The sequence below is a fragment of the Prevotella aurantiaca genome, assembly GCF_015262605.1.
Lineage (GTDB): Bacteria > Bacteroidota > Bacteroidia > Bacteroidales > Bacteroidaceae > Prevotella > Prevotella aurantiaca.
On sequence record NZ_JABZSJ010000034.1, the window covers coordinates 1 to 16234 of the forward strand.

The 16234-nt window shown below is 37.4% G+C and carries 25 protein-coding genes and 1 pseudogene; 25 read left to right on the plus strand and 1 reads right to left on the minus strand.

Going from position 1 to position 16234, the window contains the following annotated elements; all coding sequences use genetic code 11:
- Window positions 1-316: 316 nt before the first annotated feature.
- The 3 genes from HXN26_RS06955 to HXN26_RS06965 all read left to right on the plus strand — a co-directional run bounded on the left by HXN26_RS06955 (window position 317) and on the right by HXN26_RS06965 (window position 2285).
- Window positions 317-664, plus strand: coding sequence for a hypothetical protein (locus HXN26_RS06955; RefSeq protein ID WP_273159895.1), 348 nt, complete (start codon window positions 317-319; stop codon window positions 662-664).
- Between the two features lie 360 nt (window positions 665-1024).
- Window positions 1025-1345, plus strand: coding sequence for a DUF3467 domain-containing protein (locus HXN26_RS06960; protein WP_025000437.1), 321 nt, complete (start codon window positions 1025-1027; stop codon window positions 1343-1345).
- Window positions 1346-1724: 379 nt separating this feature from the next.
- A complete protein-coding gene (locus HXN26_RS06965) occupies window positions 1725-2285 on the plus strand; it encodes a peroxidase (RefSeq protein ID WP_273159899.1) in 561 nt (186 codons plus the stop codon).
- 409 nt (window positions 2286-2694) lie between these two features.
- On the opposite strand, the gene HXN26_RS06970 is transcribed toward HXN26_RS06965, so the two are convergent.
- Window positions 2695-3267 carry a hypothetical protein gene (locus tag HXN26_RS06970; RefSeq protein WP_025000439.1) on the minus strand — a complete coding sequence of 191 codons (573 nt, stop codon included), beginning with the start codon at window positions 3265-3267 and terminating at the stop codon, window positions 2695-2697.
- A gap of 828 nt (window positions 3268-4095) precedes the next feature.
- Here HXN26_RS06970 and rpsL point away from each other — a divergent pair.
- The 22 genes and pseudogenes from rpsL (at window position 4096) to rpsE (ending at window position 16227) form a co-directional block, all read left to right on the plus strand.
- Complete coding sequence (gene rpsL, locus HXN26_RS06975; RefSeq protein WP_025000440.1) at window positions 4096-4479, plus strand: 30S ribosomal protein S12; 384 nt, start codon at window positions 4096-4098, stop codon at window positions 4477-4479.
- A 166-nt stretch (window positions 4480-4645) separates the two neighbouring features.
- Window positions 4646-5176, plus strand: a pseudogene (gene rpsG, locus HXN26_RS06980) (30S ribosomal protein S7).
- A gap of 29 nt (window positions 5177-5205) precedes the next feature.
- Complete coding sequence (gene fusA, locus HXN26_RS06985) at window positions 5206-7323, plus strand: elongation factor G (protein WP_273159906.1); 2118 nt, start codon at window positions 5206-5208, stop codon at window positions 7321-7323.
- 87 nt (window positions 7324-7410) lie between these two features.
- Window positions 7411-7716 (plus strand): 30S ribosomal protein S10, encoded by a 306-nt coding sequence (gene rpsJ, locus HXN26_RS06990; protein ID WP_004357736.1) that lies wholly within the window; start codon window positions 7411-7413, stop codon window positions 7714-7716.
- Window positions 7717-7764: 48 nt separating this feature from the next.
- Window positions 7765-8379 carry a 50S ribosomal protein L3 gene (rplC, locus tag HXN26_RS06995; RefSeq protein ID WP_025000442.1) on the plus strand — a complete coding sequence of 205 codons (615 nt, stop codon included), beginning with the start codon at window positions 7765-7767 and terminating at the stop codon, window positions 8377-8379.
- Window positions 8379-9008 carry a 50S ribosomal protein L4 gene (rplD, locus tag HXN26_RS07000; RefSeq protein WP_025000443.1) on the plus strand — a complete coding sequence of 210 codons (630 nt, stop codon included), beginning with the start codon at window positions 8379-8381 and terminating at the stop codon, window positions 9006-9008. Before rplC ends, rplD begins: the two co-directional genes overlap by 1 nt.
- A 22-nt stretch (window positions 9009-9030) precedes the next feature.
- Window positions 9031-9474: a 50S ribosomal protein L23 gene (gene rplW / locus HXN26_RS07005; protein WP_025000444.1), complete on the plus strand. Its 444-nt coding sequence runs from the start codon at window positions 9031-9033 to the stop codon at window positions 9472-9474.
- 8 nt (window positions 9475-9482) lie between these two features.
- Window positions 9483-10310: a 50S ribosomal protein L2 gene (gene rplB, locus HXN26_RS07010; protein WP_273159938.1), complete on the plus strand. Its 828-nt coding sequence runs from the start codon at window positions 9483-9485 to the stop codon at window positions 10308-10310.
- Window positions 10311-10332: 22 nt separating this feature from the next.
- On the plus strand, window positions 10333-10599 hold the full coding sequence (gene rpsS, locus HXN26_RS07015) for a 30S ribosomal protein S19 (RefSeq protein ID WP_273159941.1): 267 nt from the start codon (window positions 10333-10335) through the stop codon (window positions 10597-10599).
- Between the two features lie 31 nt (window positions 10600-10630).
- On the plus strand, window positions 10631-11041 hold the full coding sequence (gene rplV, locus HXN26_RS07020) for a 50S ribosomal protein L22 (RefSeq protein ID WP_273159943.1): 411 nt from the start codon (window positions 10631-10633) through the stop codon (window positions 11039-11041).
- An 8-nt stretch (window positions 11042-11049) separates the two neighbouring features.
- On the plus strand, window positions 11050-11781 hold the full coding sequence (gene rpsC, locus HXN26_RS07025; protein WP_025000447.1) for a 30S ribosomal protein S3: 732 nt from the start codon (window positions 11050-11052) through the stop codon (window positions 11779-11781).
- A gap of 14 nt (window positions 11782-11795) precedes the next feature.
- A complete protein-coding gene (rplP, locus tag HXN26_RS07030) occupies window positions 11796-12224 on the plus strand; it encodes a 50S ribosomal protein L16 (protein WP_004357794.1) in 429 nt (142 codons plus the stop codon).
- 3 nt (window positions 12225-12227) lie between these two features.
- Window positions 12228-12422: a 50S ribosomal protein L29 gene (gene rpmC / locus HXN26_RS07035; protein WP_025000448.1), complete on the plus strand. Its 195-nt coding sequence runs from the start codon at window positions 12228-12230 to the stop codon at window positions 12420-12422.
- Window positions 12423-12424: 2 nt separating this feature from the next.
- A complete protein-coding gene (gene rpsQ, locus HXN26_RS07040) occupies window positions 12425-12691 on the plus strand; it encodes a 30S ribosomal protein S17 (protein WP_014709543.1) in 267 nt (88 codons plus the stop codon).
- A gap of 2 nt (window positions 12692-12693) precedes the next feature.
- Window positions 12694-13059, plus strand: a complete 366-nt coding sequence (rplN, locus tag HXN26_RS07045) for a 50S ribosomal protein L14 (protein WP_014709544.1) — start codon at window positions 12694-12696, stop codon at window positions 13057-13059.
- 20 nt (window positions 13060-13079) lie between these two features.
- Window positions 13080-13397 (plus strand): 50S ribosomal protein L24, encoded by a 318-nt coding sequence (gene rplX / locus HXN26_RS07050; protein WP_273159953.1) that lies wholly within the window; start codon window positions 13080-13082, stop codon window positions 13395-13397.
- Complete coding sequence (gene rplE, locus HXN26_RS07055) at window positions 13397-13951, plus strand: 50S ribosomal protein L5 (protein ID WP_025000450.1); 555 nt, start codon at window positions 13397-13399, stop codon at window positions 13949-13951. Before rplX ends, rplE begins: the two co-directional genes overlap by 1 nt.
- A gap of 5 nt (window positions 13952-13956) precedes the next feature.
- Window positions 13957-14259, plus strand: coding sequence for a 30S ribosomal protein S14 (gene rpsN, locus HXN26_RS07060; protein ID WP_025000451.1), 303 nt, complete (start codon window positions 13957-13959; stop codon window positions 14257-14259).
- 106 nt (window positions 14260-14365) lie between these two features.
- The gene (gene rpsH, locus HXN26_RS07065; RefSeq protein ID WP_025000452.1) at window positions 14366-14761 is read left to right on the plus strand and encodes a 30S ribosomal protein S8; all 396 of its coding nucleotides are present in this window, start codon (window positions 14366-14368) and stop codon (window positions 14759-14761) included.
- Window positions 14762-14775: 14 nt separating this feature from the next.
- Window positions 14776-15342 (plus strand): 50S ribosomal protein L6, encoded by a 567-nt coding sequence (gene rplF, locus HXN26_RS07070; RefSeq protein ID WP_025000453.1) that lies wholly within the window; start codon window positions 14776-14778, stop codon window positions 15340-15342.
- A 21-nt stretch (window positions 15343-15363) separates the two neighbouring features.
- Window positions 15364-15708 carry a 50S ribosomal protein L18 gene (rplR, locus tag HXN26_RS07075; RefSeq protein ID WP_025000454.1) on the plus strand — a complete coding sequence of 115 codons (345 nt, stop codon included), beginning with the start codon at window positions 15364-15366 and terminating at the stop codon, window positions 15706-15708.
- A 6-nt stretch (window positions 15709-15714) separates the two neighbouring features.
- Window positions 15715-16227, plus strand: coding sequence for a 30S ribosomal protein S5 (gene rpsE, locus HXN26_RS07080; protein ID WP_025000455.1), 513 nt, complete (start codon window positions 15715-15717; stop codon window positions 16225-16227).
- The last annotated feature ends 7 nt before the right edge of the window (window positions 16228-16234 follow it).

Sequence of the window (16234 nt, forward strand, 5' to 3'; positions counted from 1 at the left end):
AAGGTAAAGGAAGAATAAAAAGAGGATGTATCAATTTTGACACACCCTCATTTTTGTTTTTATTGTAGTAAACTTATTAGAGAGTGCCAACTTCTCATTGGTTTATATCTGCTGCTGTTTAACAAAAGTATGTATATCTATTTTTTTAAACATCGTATTTGAGAAAAGTAATATCTTTATAGTACCTATTACAAAAATAAAATGATAGAGATTACTCTATTTTAATTACTCAAACTTTCCTTAATTTATTGTTTTGTATTTTTTTTTCTTTCGGATAGAAAAACTATCTTTGCAAAGAAAGAAAAATAAGTATGTAATGATAGAAGAAGTTCCCTCAATCAAAAGCGCAAAGAAGCTGAAAGGAGTTTTGTTTAAAATCTTATCAATAGTAAGTCCTCTTATTATTCTTGCATTTTTGGGCATTATGCAAGGTGCATGGTTTGACATTGAAGAGTTTGTTGAGAAGGGAGATGCTGAAATCTATCGTCCAACAATTCTTCAATATTTATTGTATTACTTGACAAGCATAACCTTGTTAATATTCTCTTTTCTATTGCTAAAATATGAATTTAAAAGTGCATCGAATAGTTTTTACCGAATATTTTGTGTTGTTCTTTTAATATTAGATATTAGTATTATAATAATATGTTCCTTTCAAACTTAATATGAGTAACTATTGAGCCAGAAATAAATAGTATTGGTGGACGGTATTATTTAGTTGCTACCCACGCAAAAAATGATATGATTATAAATTTAAAACCTCTAATATTGAAGATGGAGATATCATTGGAAGAGTGAAATTTCCAAATAAGGGTAGTTTCGTTCTCTTCATAAATAAAAGATGGATTATTAATACAAAAGAGTAACAAATAAAATTGACTTAACAATGAAAAATCACAACATTTGTTACTGTATGATAAAATAAGTGTGTTTCTTGGAGAATTGTTTGAAAAATGCTATCTTTGCATACTTCAGAGTTGTTTTATACTCTGCAATCTATAAATAAATAATTGAAATATAAAACATGGACAACAATCAAAACCAACAAGGACAGCAGCTTCAGATAGACTTGAGTCCTGAAGTAGCAAAAGGAATTTATACAAACTTCCAAATTATCTCACACTCAAGTTCAGAGTTTGTACTCGATTTTATCAGCATGTTGCCAGGTGTACAGAAACCAACAGTAGCAAGTAGAGTAGTGATAGCTCCAGAACATGCAAAACGTCTATTATCAGCTTTACAAGAAAATATTCTTCGCTACGAACAAGAGTTTGGAAAAATCCAAATGCCTAATGAGCAACCAAGAACTGCAACACCTTTTGGTCCTATAAAGAACGACGCATAAAGGAAAAAACGATATTGTTTTAATATCGCAATTATCCATATTAAATATGGATAATTGCGATAATTTTTTGTATGATGCTTCTGACTCAAGATTTAACGAAAAGTCTTTTTACTTTAAGTATATTTTCTAATATTTAATTGGCTATCTTTTTTCTTTTTCTGTGTCATCACCAGTCTTCAATACAAGTCAATTTTTAAGTCTAGTATGATGATATGAGAGGATAAGTTGTAAATGGATAATACTTGGAATTTAATTTTGCTTATTAATAAGTTTCAAATATTTTCTTTGTTTTTTCACAATATAAAAAGCTACCTTTGTAAAGTATAATCATCATTCTTCGTGAATATTAATATAAATTTAAAAAGACAAGAAGAAAGTCATGGAAATATTGGAGCAGTTAAAAACAATAATAGAAAACGAAGTATTAAACGAATCTTCTAAAGATTTTTATTTGCGTGAAATATCTGAACTCAATAAAGAAAAGCAACAAGAAATTATAAACCTTGTTGAGAGAATGGAAGAAGCAGGGTTTAAAAATAATTTAGCTAGTGCCTTTAGTGAAGTAACAGAAGATATACCACAATTTGCTCGTATGACAGTCTCCAAAGAGTTACATAAAATATCGAGAGACATAGATGCTAATTGTGATTATGCAGATGACTTAGATGATGATGGCGATTGGGATAAACTATTCGAAAAGTTTAAAAATAATTTCTCGCAAGAAGATGCAGAGAAGTTCTTACGTATTTACACTAAGGGTGTAGTTGCACGCTTTTATGACTTTTTAGAAGAAGGTAATCCGCGAGCAGAAGAAGATGATTTGAATTGGGTTTTGCTTGAAACTAAAGAAGATGGAAGTCATAGTGAAAGAGTGATACAGGGCTTTTGGGAAGATGATTTTGAAGAAGATGACTTTGATTGGGATAGGGAAGAAGACTAATTATAAATGTCTACAATCAGAGGACTGATACAAGTAAAAAGATTTTTTAAAAGAGTGCTCTTAATGTTGATAAGAAGTTAGTAAATATGTCTAACTTCTTTTTATCCGAAATATAGCAAAAGATTGGGCCCATCACTTGTTGCCTATAAAGCTGAAAGACTACGTAACAAGGAGTGAATATTTTAAAATTTTAGCACCTGTAAATCATTAAACATGAGTTAGATACAGCGAGCAGAAAATTTATAATTACAAAATAAAAATTTATAATAATAAAAAATAATTTTGTAATTATAAATTTGATAGATAATAATAATAAAATTCTCATGAAACAAATACTTCTATAAAAGGAATTCTCATTCTTGCGTATTTTATAGTGATTTATACCGAACTGATGATAGTTTTAACTGCCTTATTTTTTCTTTTTATGCTTAGATTTTTGAAGGCTCTTTTTATGATTGAACCAAATAATAATCAGGATAAGACCCCAAAAAGCCACGAAAGCAAGCATCAAACCCCAACTGATTTCTTGTGCTGCCTCTTGGGTTGTTGTTACTAAATCAGCAAAACTATTGCCCCGTAAGAGGAAAGAAAAGAACACCAGACTGAATAGTGCTATAAAAGCATTTAGGAAAACAGACGCTATCATCTTTAATTTCCACTTAAATGGAGCTTTCTCACCTCCTTCTTGAAAGTAGCCTTTCCCTATGAGGAAGATAGAATAAAAGGCAGGGAATAAAATCAAGACGATTCCACCAGGTGCGCGTTGAAAATACCAGTTGACTATAAAAGTTTTTAGAGGTAAATATTGTTCCGCAGCAACATAAAGCAAGAACAATATTACATAAACAAACATCATTCCTAATGAATATTTCAAAACCCCACTCTTAATCTTGTCTAAGCAAAGGCTTTTAAAAGCCCATAATATGCCCACCCAAACGTACAACAGCAGTCCGCCAAGCAGAATAATACTTATTTTATTCATACTTTCTATTTTCAATTAAAAAGAAATGTTTTCACTTAAAGAAGTCCCTCTATTTGATAGGAATTCATAAACAAAGTTACAAAAAATAGATTCCACTGCTGCAACTTTTCAGTCATTTTTTATACTGAATTCAATTATAAATGTTAAAAGTGATTTTTTGCTGAATATAACTCCTTTCAAGTTTATCAGAATTTACTCCTTCATCTGTGCAGTATTTCATTTCTTTTTTTAATAACTTTGATGTTTGCTTCATATTGAGCTGTCTTAATAATATATTGGGAAAGTAAATAGATACTTAAAAATAGGTTGCTTGAAATAATATATAATCTTTATAGTGTTGATATACAAAGAATTAAATATTTATAACCATAAATTTTGTAGAATAAAGGCGGAAATCTGTTACAAGGCAAATACTTAGAGTGTGTACTTTCTTAATTCTGTTCTTTTTGTTGATATGCCGTAGATCTATAGTTAAAAGCTATATGTAACTTAACAGTCAAACGAAAGACATAATATCAAAAGCGGTATAATTCTGTTAAATATTTCCGCTTATCTTTGTCTAAGTATTTTTATTTTTGAGCAAATAGCCTAAATTTATTGTTAGATTGAGAATTTTAAAAGTTAATGTGTTGTTATTATAGTTATATAATGTTAAATAAAGAACATCACTGTTTATTACCTCTATGATAATGAGTTGTTTTTTCAAGAAAGTTTGTACCTTTGCACCTCGAAATACCTTTATGCGTCATTTATACATTATTATATGGGCGATTAGAGGTCTAAGATATTGATAATAAACAAAATAAATATAAATAAAAAAGTACAATTATGCCTACTATTTCACAATTGGTAAAAAAAGGTAGAAAGGTGATTGTAGAAAAAAGTAAATCTCCAGCTTTGGATAACTGTCCACAGCGTCGTGGAGTTTGCGTACGTGTCTACACAACAACACCTAAGAAGCCTAATTCGGCAATGCGTAAAGTTGCCCGTGTTCGTTTGACGAACCAAAAAGAAGTTAACTCTTATATTCCTGGAGAAGGGCACAACTTGCAGGAACACAGTATCGTACTTGTTCGTGGTGGTCGTGTAAAGGACTTACCTGGTGTACGTTATCACATTGTTCGTGGTACACTTGATACTGCTGGAGTTGCAAGTCGTACACAGCGTCGTTCAAAATATGGCGCTAAACGTCCAAAGGCAGCTAAGAAGTAAAAATCTCTCGGGTTTCTTTCCTTATTTAAGGGAAAGAAACTTTGTAGGATAAAGTCTTTTGGTTTAACAGTCGGTGATGGTTGGTAAGCCAAAGGCATTAACAAAAAATATAAGTTTTGCTGGAGATTTGTTTATAACAGGTTGAGTAAATGTTCAAGAGTGAACGTTGAAGAACGAAAAAACGACAGCCTCCGCAGAATTACTAAATTTTTAAATAAAAATGAGAAAAGCAAAACCAAAGAAACGAGTGATCTTGCCAGATCCTAAGTTTAACGATCAGAAGGTCTCAAAGTTTGTAAATCACCTTATGTATGATGGTAAGAAGAATACATCATACGAAATTTTCTATGCAGCTCTTGATATCGTAAACGAAAAGAACAGCGATAAGGAAAAGTCTGCATTGGAAGTTTGGAAACAAGCACTTGATAATATTACTCCACAAGTGGAAGTAAAGAGCCGTCGTATCGGTGGTGCAACATTCCAGGTTCCAACAGAAATTCGCCCAGATCGTAAGGAAAGTGTTTCTATGAAGAATATGATCGCGTTTGCTCGCAAGCGTGGTGGTAAGAGTATGGCAGACAAACTCGCTGCTGAAATCATGGATGCATTCAACAATCAGGGTGGTGCTTTCAAGCGTAAAGAAGATATGCACCGCATGGCAGAAGCTAACCGTGCATTTGCTCACTTCAGATTCTAAACGATAACTAAAAAGGATATTAAAGAAAAATGGCAAGTCACGATTTACATTTGACACGCAATATCGGTATTATGGCTCACATTGATGCCGGTAAAACAACAACATCAGAACGTATTTTGTTCTATACAGGTAAAACCCACAAAATTGGTGAAGTACACGATGGTGCTGCAACAATGGACTGGATGGCACAAGAGCAGGAGCGTGGTATTACCATTACTTCAGCCGCAACAACTTGTAACTGGAACTACGAAGGTAAGTCATACAAAATTAATTTGATTGATACTCCGGGACACGTTGACTTTACTGCAGAAGTAGAGCGTTCGCTCCGTGTACTTGATGGTGCTGTTGCAACTTATTCAGCTGCTGATGGTGTTCAGCCACAGTCTGAAACTGTATGGCGTCAGGCTGATAAGTATAATGTGCCACGTGTTGGTTATGTTAATAAAATGGACCGTTCTGGTGCTGACTTCTTTGAAACAGTACGCCAAATGAGAGATATATTAGGTGCTAACCCTATCGCTATTCAAATTCCAATCGGCGCAGAAGAAAACTTCAAGGGTGTTGTAGACCTTATTAAAATGAAGGCTATCCTTTGGCACGATGAAACAATGGGTGCTAAATATGATGTCGAGGACATCCCTGCTGATTTGGTAGATGAAGCTAATGAATGGCGCGAAAAACTTATTGAAGGTGCAGCTAACTATGACGATGAAGTTATGGAACTTTATCTTGAAGGTCAAGATGTACCAGAAGATAAGTTGATGGGTGCAATCCGTAAGGGTTGTATCTCAATGGATTGCTGCCCAATGTTGTGCGGTTCATCATATAAGAATAAGGGTGTTCAGACATTGCTCGACTATGTTTGTGCATTCTTGCCTTCTCCACTTGATACAGTTGTTACAATGGGTATAAACCCTGACACTGAAGAGGAAGAAGAACGTAAGGCAGGTATCAATGAACCTACTGCAGCTCTCGCATTTAAGATTGCTACCGACCCATTTATGGGACGTTTGGTATTCTTCCGAGTTTACTCTGGTAAGGTTGTTGCTGGTTCTTATGTTTACAACCCACGTTCTGGTAAGAAAGAACGTATCAGTCGCTTGTTCCAAATGAACTCTAATAAGGAAATTCCAATGGAATCAATTGATGCAGGCGATATCGGTGCAGGTGTTGGATTCAAAGATATCCGTACAGGTGATACTCTTTGTGATGAAGCACATCCTATTGTACTCGAATCAATGACATTCCCTGATACTGTAATTTCTATCGCTGTTGAACCTAAGAGTCAGGCAGATATAGCTAAGCTTGATACTGGTTTGCAGAAGTTGGCGGAAGAAGACCCAACATTTACTGTACGTACAGACGAACAGAGCGGTCAGACCATTATCTCTGGTATGGGTGAGCTTCACCTCGATATAATTATCGACCGTTTGAAGCGTGAGTTCAAAGTAGAATGTAACCAAGGTAAACCACAGGTTAACTACAAAGAAGCAATCACAAAGGCAGCTCAAAGTCGCGAGACATACAAGAAGCAGTCTGGTGGTCGTGGTAAGTTTGCTTGTATAGACGTTACAATCGAACCAAAGGACGAAGATTATAAGGAAGGCGATTTGCAGTTCATCAATGTTGTGAAAGGTGGTAACGTACCTAAGGAATTTATTCCTTCTGTAGAAAAAGGTTTCAAAGATTGCTTAAGTAATGGTGTTCTTGGTGGTTTCCCAATCACAGGTTTGAAGGTTACTTTGACTGATGGTTCTTTCCACCCAGTAGACTCTGATCAGTTGTCATTCGAGCTTGTAGCGCATCAAGCTTTCAAGAAGCTTTGTCCACAGGCAGGTCCTGTATTGATGGAGCCTATCATGAAGGTTGAAGTTGTTACTCCTGAAGAAAACATGGGTGACGTTATCGGTGACTTAAATAAGCGTCGTGGACTCGTTCAAGGTATGGAAGAAGCTCGCAGCGGTGCACGTGTTGTAAAAGCTATGGTACCATTGTCAGAAATGTTCGGTTATGTAACAGCTTTGCGTACTATTACTTCTGGTCGCGCGACTTCATCAATGGAGTACGATCACCACTCTCCAGTTTCTAACAGCCTCGCAAAGGAAATCCTTGAAGAGTTGAACGGAAACGCAGATCTACTTAAATAAGAAAATTACTTAGGAACACTCTCATAGCGAATGACTCTTATGAGGGTGTAACCTAAGTTTAGTATAAATTTATAAATTCAAAATAATATGAGTCAGAAAATTCGTATTAAACTAAAGTCTTATGACCACCAGTTGGTTGATAAGTCTGCAGAGAAGATTGTGAAGGCTGTAAAGGCTACTGGCGCTATCGTTAGTGGTCCTATTCCATTGCCAACACATAAGCGTATTTACACAGTAAACCGCTCAACTTTCGTTAATAAGAAGTCACGTGAGCAATTCCAACTCTCAGATTTCAAGCGTCTTATTGACATCTATAGTTCAACACCAAAAACTGTTGACGCATTGATGAAACTTGAGTTGCCTTCAGGAGTTGAAGTTGAAATTAAAGTGTAATTACAAGTTACGAAAAATAAAGAATTTAATTTTTAAAAATTAATTGAAATGCCAGGATTATTAGGAAAGAAAATCGGAATGACATCCGTTTTCAGTGCCGATGGTAAGAATGTACCATGCACTGTTATCGAAGCTGGTCCTTGTGTTGTAACCCAAGTTAAAACAATCGAAAAAGATGGTTACAAGGCTGTTCAGTTAGGTTTCGGCGAAGCTAAGGAGAAAAGAACTTCTAAGCCACAGCAGGGACACTTTAAGAAAGCCGGCACAACACCAAAGAAGCACTTGGCCGAGTTCAAGTTTGATGAGGAATACAACCTCGGTGATACCATTACAGTTGAATTATTCAACGACGCAAAGTTTGTTGACGTTGTTGGCACATCAAAAGGTAAAGGTTTCCAAGGCGTTGTTAAGCGTCATGGATTCGGTGGTGTAGGTCAAACAACTCATGGTCAGGACGACCGCGCTCGTAAACCAGGATCTATTGGTGCTTGTTCATACCCTGCAAAAGTATTTAAAGGTATGCGAATGGGCGGCCAAATGGGTGGTGATAGAATCACAACTCAAAACCTTCAAGTGTTAAAAGTAATTCCAGAACACAATATCTTACTTGTTAAAGGTAGTGTAGCTGGATGCAATGGTTCAACCCTTATAATTAATAAGTAATGGATATTAACGTATTAGATATCAAAGGTCAGGAGACCGGCCGTAAGGTTACTCTTAACGAGAATATCTTCGGAATTGAGCCAAACGATCACGTACTTTATCTTGATGTAAAGCAATATCTTGCAGATCAACGTCAAGGAACTGCTAAATCAAAGGAAAGAAGTGAACATAAAGGTTCAACACGTAAATTAGGTCGCCAAAAGGGTGGTGGCGGTGCACGTCGTGGTGATATTAACTCACCTGTACTCGTTGGTGGTGGTCGTGTATTTGGTCCTACACCTCGCGACTATAGCTTCAAACTCAACAAAAAAGTAAAGGTTCTTGCTCGTAAATCAGCATTAGCTTATAAGGCTCAAGAATCATCTATTATAGTTGTTGAAGATTTCAATTTTGATGCTCCAAAGACAAAGGAATTTATAAATATTGCTAAAAATCTTAAAGTTGATAGCAAGAAAGTCCTTTTGGTTTTGCCAGAAGCTCAAAATAATGTATATTTGTCAGCTCGTAATTTGAAGAAGACTCAAGTTACAACTGCAGCTCAGGTAAATACTTATGGTATTTTGAATGCTGATGTGCTTGTTGTTACCGAGAACTCTTTGAAAACAATTGACGAAATCTTAACCAAGTAAAGAGTAGGAGACAGTAAGAATTATGGGATTTATCATTAAGCCAGTGGTCACTGAAAAGATGAACACTGTTACAGAAAAATCTTCTGTTGACAAGACAATTAGAGTAGCAAACGAGAAGTCAGCTAAAACACATAATGCAACAGCTGAAGTTCGTAGCTATGTTGTTAAGAACAAGCGTCATCCTGAAGGTTTAAAGAAGGAAAAGACAGTTTATTCTTATGTTAAGCCTGCACAGCCAAAATATGGCTTCATCGTTAAGCCTGAGGCAAATAAGCTTGAGATTAAGAAGGAAATTGAAAGCCTGTACAATGTTACAGTTCTTGATGTAAATACAGTTCGCTACGCTGGTAAGCGTCAATCACGCTATACAAAAGCAGGACTTGTGAAAGGCCAAAAGAACGCATTCAAGAAAGCGATCGTAACAATTAAGGCAGGCGAGGAAATTGATTTTTACAGCAATATTTAAAATAAAAAATGGCAGTACGTAAATTAAAACCGGTTACACCGGGACAAAGACACAAGGTTATTGGCACGTTCGAGGATATTACTGCATCCGTGCCAGAGAAGTCTCTCGTTTACGGTAAGCGTTCTACTGGTGGGCGAAACAACACTGGTAAGATGACCGTTCGCTATATGGGTGGAGGTCATAAAAGAAAGTTTCGTTTTATCGACTTCAAACGTGAGAAAGATGGTGTTCCAGCTGTAGTTAGGACAATCGAGTATGATCCAAATAGATCTGCTCGTATTGCCTTGTTGTACTATGCTGATGGTGAAAAACGTTACATTATTGCTCCTAACGGACTGCAGGTTGGTGCACAACTGATGTCAGGTGCTGAGGCAGCACCTGAAGTTGGTAACACTCTTCCACTTGCAAATATTCCTGTCGGTACTGTAATTCATAATATTGAATTACGTCCAGGACAGGGTGCATTGCTCGTTCGTTCGGCTGGTAACTTTGCTCAGCTTACTTCTCGTGAAGGCAGTTATTGTGTTATTAAGCTCCCTTCTGGCGAAACACGTCAGATTCTTTCAGCTTGTAAAGCTACTATCGGTAGTGTTGGTAATTCTGATCACGCACTTGAACAGTCTGGTAAGGCTGGACGTTCACGCTGGTTGGGACGCCGTCCACACAACCGAGGTGTTGTTATGAACCCTGTTGATCACCCAATGGGTGGTGGTGAAGGACGTCAGTCTGGTGGTCACCCACGTTCACGCAAGGGCTTATATGCTAAGGGTCTCAAGACTCGTGCACCTAAGAAGCTTTCAAACAAGTATATTATTGAAAGAGCTAACAAGAAGTAAACAAAGTAATTAAGAGTAAATTATGAGTCGTTCATTAAAAAAAGGTCCATACATCAACGTATCACTCGAGAAGAAGATTCTTGCTATGAATGAGAGTGGTAAGCAGAATGTAGTAAAGACATGGGCCAGAGCATCAATGATTTCCCCTGATTTTGTGGGTCACACTGTTGCAGTTCATAACGGAAATAAATTTATCCCTGTTTACATTACCGAGAATATGGTAGGTCACAAGCTTGGAGAGTTCAGCCCTACACGCCGTTTTGGTGGTCACTCTGGTAATAGAAAGTAACAGGTCATAACCCTTAGAAAAGATAAATATAATGGGAGCAAGAAAACATATAAAGGCCGAGGAGCGTAAACAAGCCCTCAAAAGCCAGTATTTTGCAAAGCTCAAGGACTGCCCTTCTTCTCCACGTAAAATGCGCTATGTTGTAGACATGGTTCGTGGAATGGAAGTAAATCGTGCCTTAGGCGTACTAAGGTTCTCTAAGAAGGCAGCAGCTCAGAATGTTGAAAAACTTTTGCGCTCAGCTATTGCTAACTGGGAAACAAAGAATGACCGCAAAGCTGAAGACGGTGAACTTTATATCTCTAAGATCTTCGTTGATGAAGGTGTTACAATGAAGCGTATGCGTCCTGCACCACAGGGTCGCGGCTACAGAATTCGCAAACGTTCTAATCATGTCACCCTTTTTGTAGATTCAAAGGTTGATGCTAACAATGATAAATAAATAGTAGAATGGGACAGAAAGTTAATCCAATAAGCAATCGTTTAGGTATTATACGCGGTTGGGAGTCAAATTGGTTCGGTGGTAAGGATTTCGGAGATAACCTCTTGGAGGATAAGAAAATCCGTACTTACTTGAACAAGCGTCTCGAAAAAGCAAGCGTTTCACGCATTGTAATCGAGCGTACATTGAAACTCGTTACCATCACTATTTGCACAGCCCGTCCAGGTATAGTTATTGGTAAAGGTGGTCAGGACGTTGATAAACTCAAAGAAGAATTGAAGAATCTTTTCAAGAAAGAAATTCAAATTAATATCTTTGAGGTTAAGAAACCTGAACTCGACGCAAATATTGTCGGTACTAATATTGCCCGTCAAGTTGAAGGCAAGGTAGCATATCGTCGTGCTATCAAGATGGCTGTTGCTAATACAATGCGTGCTGGTGCAGAAGGTATCAAAGTTCAAATTACAGGTCGTCTGAATGGTGCCGAAATGGCCCGTAAGGAAATGTTTAAAGAAGGTCGTACACCTCTTCATACATTCCGTGCAGATATCGATTATTGTCAGACAGAGGCTCTTACAAAAGTAGGTCTCTTGGGTATTAAGGTATGGATTTGCCGTGGTGAAATTTATAACAAGGTAGATTTAACACAAAACTTTACTCAGGAAAAGACCAGTGGACGCACAAATAATGGTGGTGCACGCTCTGGACGTGGTAATCGTAGAAGAAACAATAACCGTTAAAAGTACAAGCTATCATGTTACAGCCAAAAAGAGTAAAATATAGAAGACCTCAAGATGGGCGCGGTAATAAAGGAAACGCTCACAGAGGTACACAATTAGCTTTCGGTTCCTTTGGTATCAAGACTCTTGAACCAAAGTGGATTGACAGCCGACAGATTGAGGCTGCTCGTATAGCAGTAAACCGCTATATGAACCGTCAAGGTCAAGTCTGGATTAGAATTTTCCCTGATAAACCTATCACACGCAAGCCTGCTGACGTGCGTATGGGTAAGGGTAAAGGTGATCCTGCTGGATGGGTTGCACCTGTTACTCCAGGTCGTATCCTCTTTGAAGTAGAAGGTGTAAGCTTTGATATTGCTAAAGAGGCTCTTCGCCTTGCGGCTCAGAAGCTTCCTGTGAAGACAAAGTTTGTTGTTAGACGTGATTACGATAAAAACGCTTAAAAGATGAAGATTAAAGAAGTTAAACAACTTGATACCAAGGAATTGGTAGAAAAGATAGAGACTGCTGAAACAGCTCTTGATAAAATGAAGCTGAACCATCAGATCACTCCTCTTGAGAATCCATCACAGATTAAGACAGCTCGTCGTGATATTGCACGTATGAAAACTGAACTTCGTCACAGAGAACTCAACAAATAACAATGGTCCAGATGGAAACAAGAAATTTAAGAAAAGTAAGACAGGGTGTCGTAACGAGCAACAAAATGGATAAAACCATAGTTATTGCTGCGAAGTTCAAAGAAAAGCACCCTATATATGGTAAATTTGTTCAGAAGACAAAAAAATACCATGTTCATGATGAAAAGAACGAGGCCAATATTGGTGATACAGTAATGATCATGGAAACTCGTCCTTTGAGTAGAACAAAAAGATGGAGATTAGTTCAAATAGTAGAAAAAGCTAAGTAATTATGATACAGTCAGAATCAAAACTTACAGTATGTGATAACAGCGGTGCACGTGAAGCTAAATGTATTCGTGTACTTGGCGGAACTCGCCGTCGTTATGCAAGTGTTGGTGACGTTATCGTAGTTGCAGTGCAGAACGTCATCCCATCTAGTGATATTAAGAAAGGTGCAGTGTCAAAAGCTTTGATAGTACGCACAAAGAAAGAAATTCGTCGTGCTGATGGTTCATACATTCGTTTCGATGATAATGCTTGTGTATTGCTAAACAACGCTGGCGAACTTCGTGGTAGCCGTATCTTCGGTCCTGTAGCTCGTGAGCTTCGTGCAGTCAATATGAAAGTTGTTTCTTTGGCACCTGAGGTTCTTTAATTAATAAAACGAAAAGTAAAATGGCAAAATTCCATATAAAGAAAGACGACCAAGTTGTCGTCCTTGCTGGCTCAGACAAGGGCAGAAGTGGTAAGGTGCTCAAAGTTCTCGTTGACAAAGAACGCGTACTGGTTGAAGGAATCAATATGGTTTCAAAGAGCACAAAGCCATCTGCTGCAAATCCACAGGGTGGTATTATAAAGCAGGAGGCACCTATTCATATCTCAAATGTTAGTCTTATCGATCCAAAAAGCGGTAAACCAACACGTATTAAAATTGAACGTGAAGGTAAGACAGTTAAGCGTATCGCTAAAAAGTCAGGGGAGGTAATTAAGTAATGAATACAGCAGCATTAAAAAAAGAGTATAAAGAGCAAATTGCTCCAGCTCTACAGAAGCAATTCAATTACACTTCTGCAATGCAGATTCCTGTTTTGAAAAAAATTGTTATCAACCAAGGTTTGGGTGATGCAACTCAAGACAAAAAGATTATTGAAGTTGCAATTAATGAGATAACATCTATTACAGGACAAAAAGCAGTAGCAACTTATTCAAGGAAAGATATTGCTAACTTTAAACTTCGTAAGAAAATGCCTATTGGTGTTATGGTAACATTACGCCGTGAACGTATGTACGAGTTTTTAGAAAAACTTGTTCGCGTTTCATTGCCACGTATCCGCGACTTCAAAGGTATTGAAAGCAAGTTTGATGGTCGTGGTAATTACACATTAGGTATTACCGAACAGATTATCTTCCCAGAGATAAACATTGATCAAGTGGACCGAATTCAAGGTTTGAATATAACTTTCGTTACATCAGCACAAACTGACGAAGAAGGTTATGCACTCCTTAAGGCTTTTGGACTTCCATTCAAGAACGCTAAAAACGATTAAGAAATATGGCAAAAGAATCAATGAAAGCTCGCGAGGTTAAGCGTGCGAAGTTAGTGGCTCGTTATGCTGAGAAGCGTGCAGCTTTGAAGAAGATTATCGCTACTACTGAAGATCCAGCTGAAGCTTACGAGGCTGCTCGTAAGTTGCAAGATATTCCTAAGAATGCTAATCCCATACGCTTGCATAATCGTTGCAAGATTACTGGACGACCTAAGGGATATATTCGTCACTTCGGTATTTCTCGTATACAATTCCGTGAGATGGCATCTCAAGGGTTGATTCCTGGAGTAAAGAAAGCTAGCTGGTAAACCTAATTTCTTACGTCATGAACATATGAGATGTTCATGGCGTAGGAGCAATAAAGGATTTTTTTAATATTGTCGGGGAAGTCCCGATTAATTAAACTTTATATTTATGACAGATCCAATAGCAGATTATCTGACAAGACTCAGAAACGCAATCATGGCTCATCACCGTGTTGTTGAAGTTCCTGCGTCTAACTTGAAGAAATCTATTACTAAGATTCTCTTCGAGAAGGGTTATATCTTGAACTATAAGTTCATAGAAGATGGCCCACAAGGAACTATTAAGGTCGCATTAAAGTACGACCCAGTCACAAAACAAAACGCAATCAAAAGCTTGAAGCGCGTTTCTTCACCAGGTCTTCGCCAGTATACTGGCTACAAAGACATGCCGAGAGTTATTAATGGACTTGGAATTGCAATTATTTCTACGTCTAAAGGTGTAATGACTAACAAAGAAGCTGCTGCTGAGAAAATCGGTGGAGAAGTTCTTTGCTACATTTATTAATTGGAGGATTTGAAATGTCTAGAATTGGAAAATTACCAATTAGTATTCCTACTGGAGTTACAATCTCACAAAAGGATGATGTTGTTACAGTAAAAGGACCTAAGGGCGAATTATCTCAGTATGTTCATCCTTCTATTAAGGTAAATATCGAAGAAGCTCAAATTATTTTCGAAGTTGATGAGAATCATATCGAAAACTACAAACAGAAGCAAGCTTACCATGGACTTTATCGTTCACTCGTAAATAATATGGTTGTCGGAGTTAGTGAAGGCTATACAAAGACACTTGAGTTGGTTGGTGTTGGTTATCGTGTATCTAATCAGGGTAACTTGGTAGAATTTACACTTGGTTATACTCACCCAATTTTCTTACAACTACCAAAAGAAGTAAAAGTAGAAACCAAAAGTGAACGTAATCAAAATCCAATTATTATTCTTGAATCAGCTGACAAGCAACTGTTAGGTCTTATTTGTGCTAAGATTCGTTCTTTCCGTAAACCTGAACCATATAAAGGTAAGGGTATATTGTTCAAAGGAGAGGTTATTCGCAGAAAGTCTGGTAAATCAGCTGCAGCTAAGTAACTTTAATAATTCATTACGATTATGACAACAAAGAAAGAACAAAGAAGACTAAAGATAAAGTTCCACATTCGTAAGAGTGTGAACGGAACTGCAGAACGCCCACGTTTGAGCGTTTACCGCAGTAATAAGCAAATTTATGCACAAGTTATTAATGATTTAACAGGTACAACACTTGCTGCAGCTTCTTCTGCTGGTCTTGAGAAAATGGCTAAGATAGAACAAGCTAAGAAAGTTGGCGAACTTGTTGCTCAAAAAGCAACAGCAGCTGGCATTCAACAAGTAGTATTTGACCGTAATGGCTATCTTTATCATGGACGCGTACAAGCTTTGGCAGATGGCGCACGTGAAGGAGGACTTAAATTCTAAACGATTATGGCAATGAATAAAGTTAAAGTAAATAGTGACGTAGAACTAAAGGACCGTTTGGTTGCAATCAACCGTGTGACCAAGGTAACTAAGGGTGGACGTACTTTCACATTTGCGGCTATCGTCGTTGTAGGTGATGGTAAAGGTGTAATCGGATGGGGACTTGGTAAGGCTGGAGAAGTAACTGCTGCTATCCAAAAGGGTACAGATGCCGCTAAGAAGAACCTTGTAAAAGTTTCTGTTCTTAAAGGTACAGTTCCTCATGAAGTTGAAACTCGTTTTAGTGGTGCGCATGTACTTCTTAAACCAGCTGCAGCCGGTACTGGTTTGAAGGCCGGTGGTGCTATGCGTGCTGTATTAGAAAGTGCTGGTATTACTGATGTGATTGCAAAGTCTAAGGGCTCATCAAACCCTCATAACCTTGTAAAGGCTACTATAGCTGCTCTTGCTCAAATGCGAGATGCTTATACTGTTGCAGGCGAACGTGGTATCAGTATGGACAAAGTTTTTAACGGTTAATTACAGG

Coding starts and splice junctions, on each gene's coding strand:
- rplE (WP_025000450.1), top strand. CDS start 13,397: ATGAATACAGCAGCATTAAAAAAAGAGTATAAAGAGCAAATTGCTCCA.
- rplC (WP_025000442.1), top strand. CDS start 7,765: ATGCCAGGATTATTAGGAAAGAAAATCGGAATGACATCCGTTTTCAGT.
- rplR (WP_025000454.1), top strand. CDS start 15,364: ATGACAACAAAGAAAGAACAAAGAAGACTAAAGATAAAGTTCCACATT.
- rplD (WP_025000443.1), top strand. CDS start 8,379: ATGGATATTAACGTATTAGATATCAAAGGTCAGGAGACCGGCCGTAAG.
- rplX (WP_273159953.1), top strand. CDS start 13,080: ATGGCAAAATTCCATATAAAGAAAGACGACCAAGTTGTCGTCCTTGCT.
- rpsS (WP_273159941.1), top strand. CDS start 10,333: ATGAGTCGTTCATTAAAAAAAGGTCCATACATCAACGTATCACTCGAG.
- rplN (WP_014709544.1), top strand. CDS start 12,694: ATGATACAGTCAGAATCAAAACTTACAGTATGTGATAACAGCGGTGCA.
- fusA (WP_273159906.1), top strand. CDS start 5,206: ATGGCAAGTCACGATTTACATTTGACACGCAATATCGGTATTATGGCT.
- HXN26_RS06965 (WP_273159899.1), top strand. CDS start 1,725: ATGGAAATATTGGAGCAGTTAAAAACAATAATAGAAAACGAAGTATTA.
- HXN26_RS06955 (WP_273159895.1), top strand. CDS start 317: ATGATAGAAGAAGTTCCCTCAATCAAAAGCGCAAAGAAGCTGAAAGGA.
- rplF (WP_025000453.1), top strand. CDS start 14,776: ATGTCTAGAATTGGAAAATTACCAATTAGTATTCCTACTGGAGTTACA.
- HXN26_RS06960 (WP_025000437.1), top strand. CDS start 1,025: ATGGACAACAATCAAAACCAACAAGGACAGCAGCTTCAGATAGACTTG.
- rplP (WP_004357794.1), top strand. CDS start 11,796: ATGTTACAGCCAAAAAGAGTAAAATATAGAAGACCTCAAGATGGGCGC.
- rplW (WP_025000444.1), top strand. CDS start 9,031: ATGGGATTTATCATTAAGCCAGTGGTCACTGAAAAGATGAACACTGTT.
- rpmC (WP_025000448.1), top strand. CDS start 12,228: ATGAAGATTAAAGAAGTTAAACAACTTGATACCAAGGAATTGGTAGAA.
- rpsJ (WP_004357736.1), top strand. CDS start 7,411: ATGAGTCAGAAAATTCGTATTAAACTAAAGTCTTATGACCACCAGTTG.
- rpsH (WP_025000452.1), top strand. CDS start 14,366: ATGACAGATCCAATAGCAGATTATCTGACAAGACTCAGAAACGCAATC.
- rpsC (WP_025000447.1), top strand. CDS start 11,050: ATGGGACAGAAAGTTAATCCAATAAGCAATCGTTTAGGTATTATACGC.
- rpsN (WP_025000451.1), top strand. CDS start 13,957: ATGGCAAAAGAATCAATGAAAGCTCGCGAGGTTAAGCGTGCGAAGTTA.
- rpsL (WP_025000440.1), top strand. CDS start 4,096: ATGCCTACTATTTCACAATTGGTAAAAAAAGGTAGAAAGGTGATTGTA.
- rpsE (WP_025000455.1), top strand. CDS start 15,715: ATGGCAATGAATAAAGTTAAAGTAAATAGTGACGTAGAACTAAAGGAC.
- rplV (WP_273159943.1), top strand. CDS start 10,631: ATGGGAGCAAGAAAACATATAAAGGCCGAGGAGCGTAAACAAGCCCTC.
- rplB (WP_273159938.1), top strand. CDS start 9,483: ATGGCAGTACGTAAATTAAAACCGGTTACACCGGGACAAAGACACAAG.
- rpsQ (WP_014709543.1), top strand. CDS start 12,425: ATGGTCCAGATGGAAACAAGAAATTTAAGAAAAGTAAGACAGGGTGTC.
- HXN26_RS06970 (WP_025000439.1), bottom strand. CDS start 3,267: ATGAATAAAATAAGTATTATTCTGCTTGGCGGACTGCTGTTGTACGTT.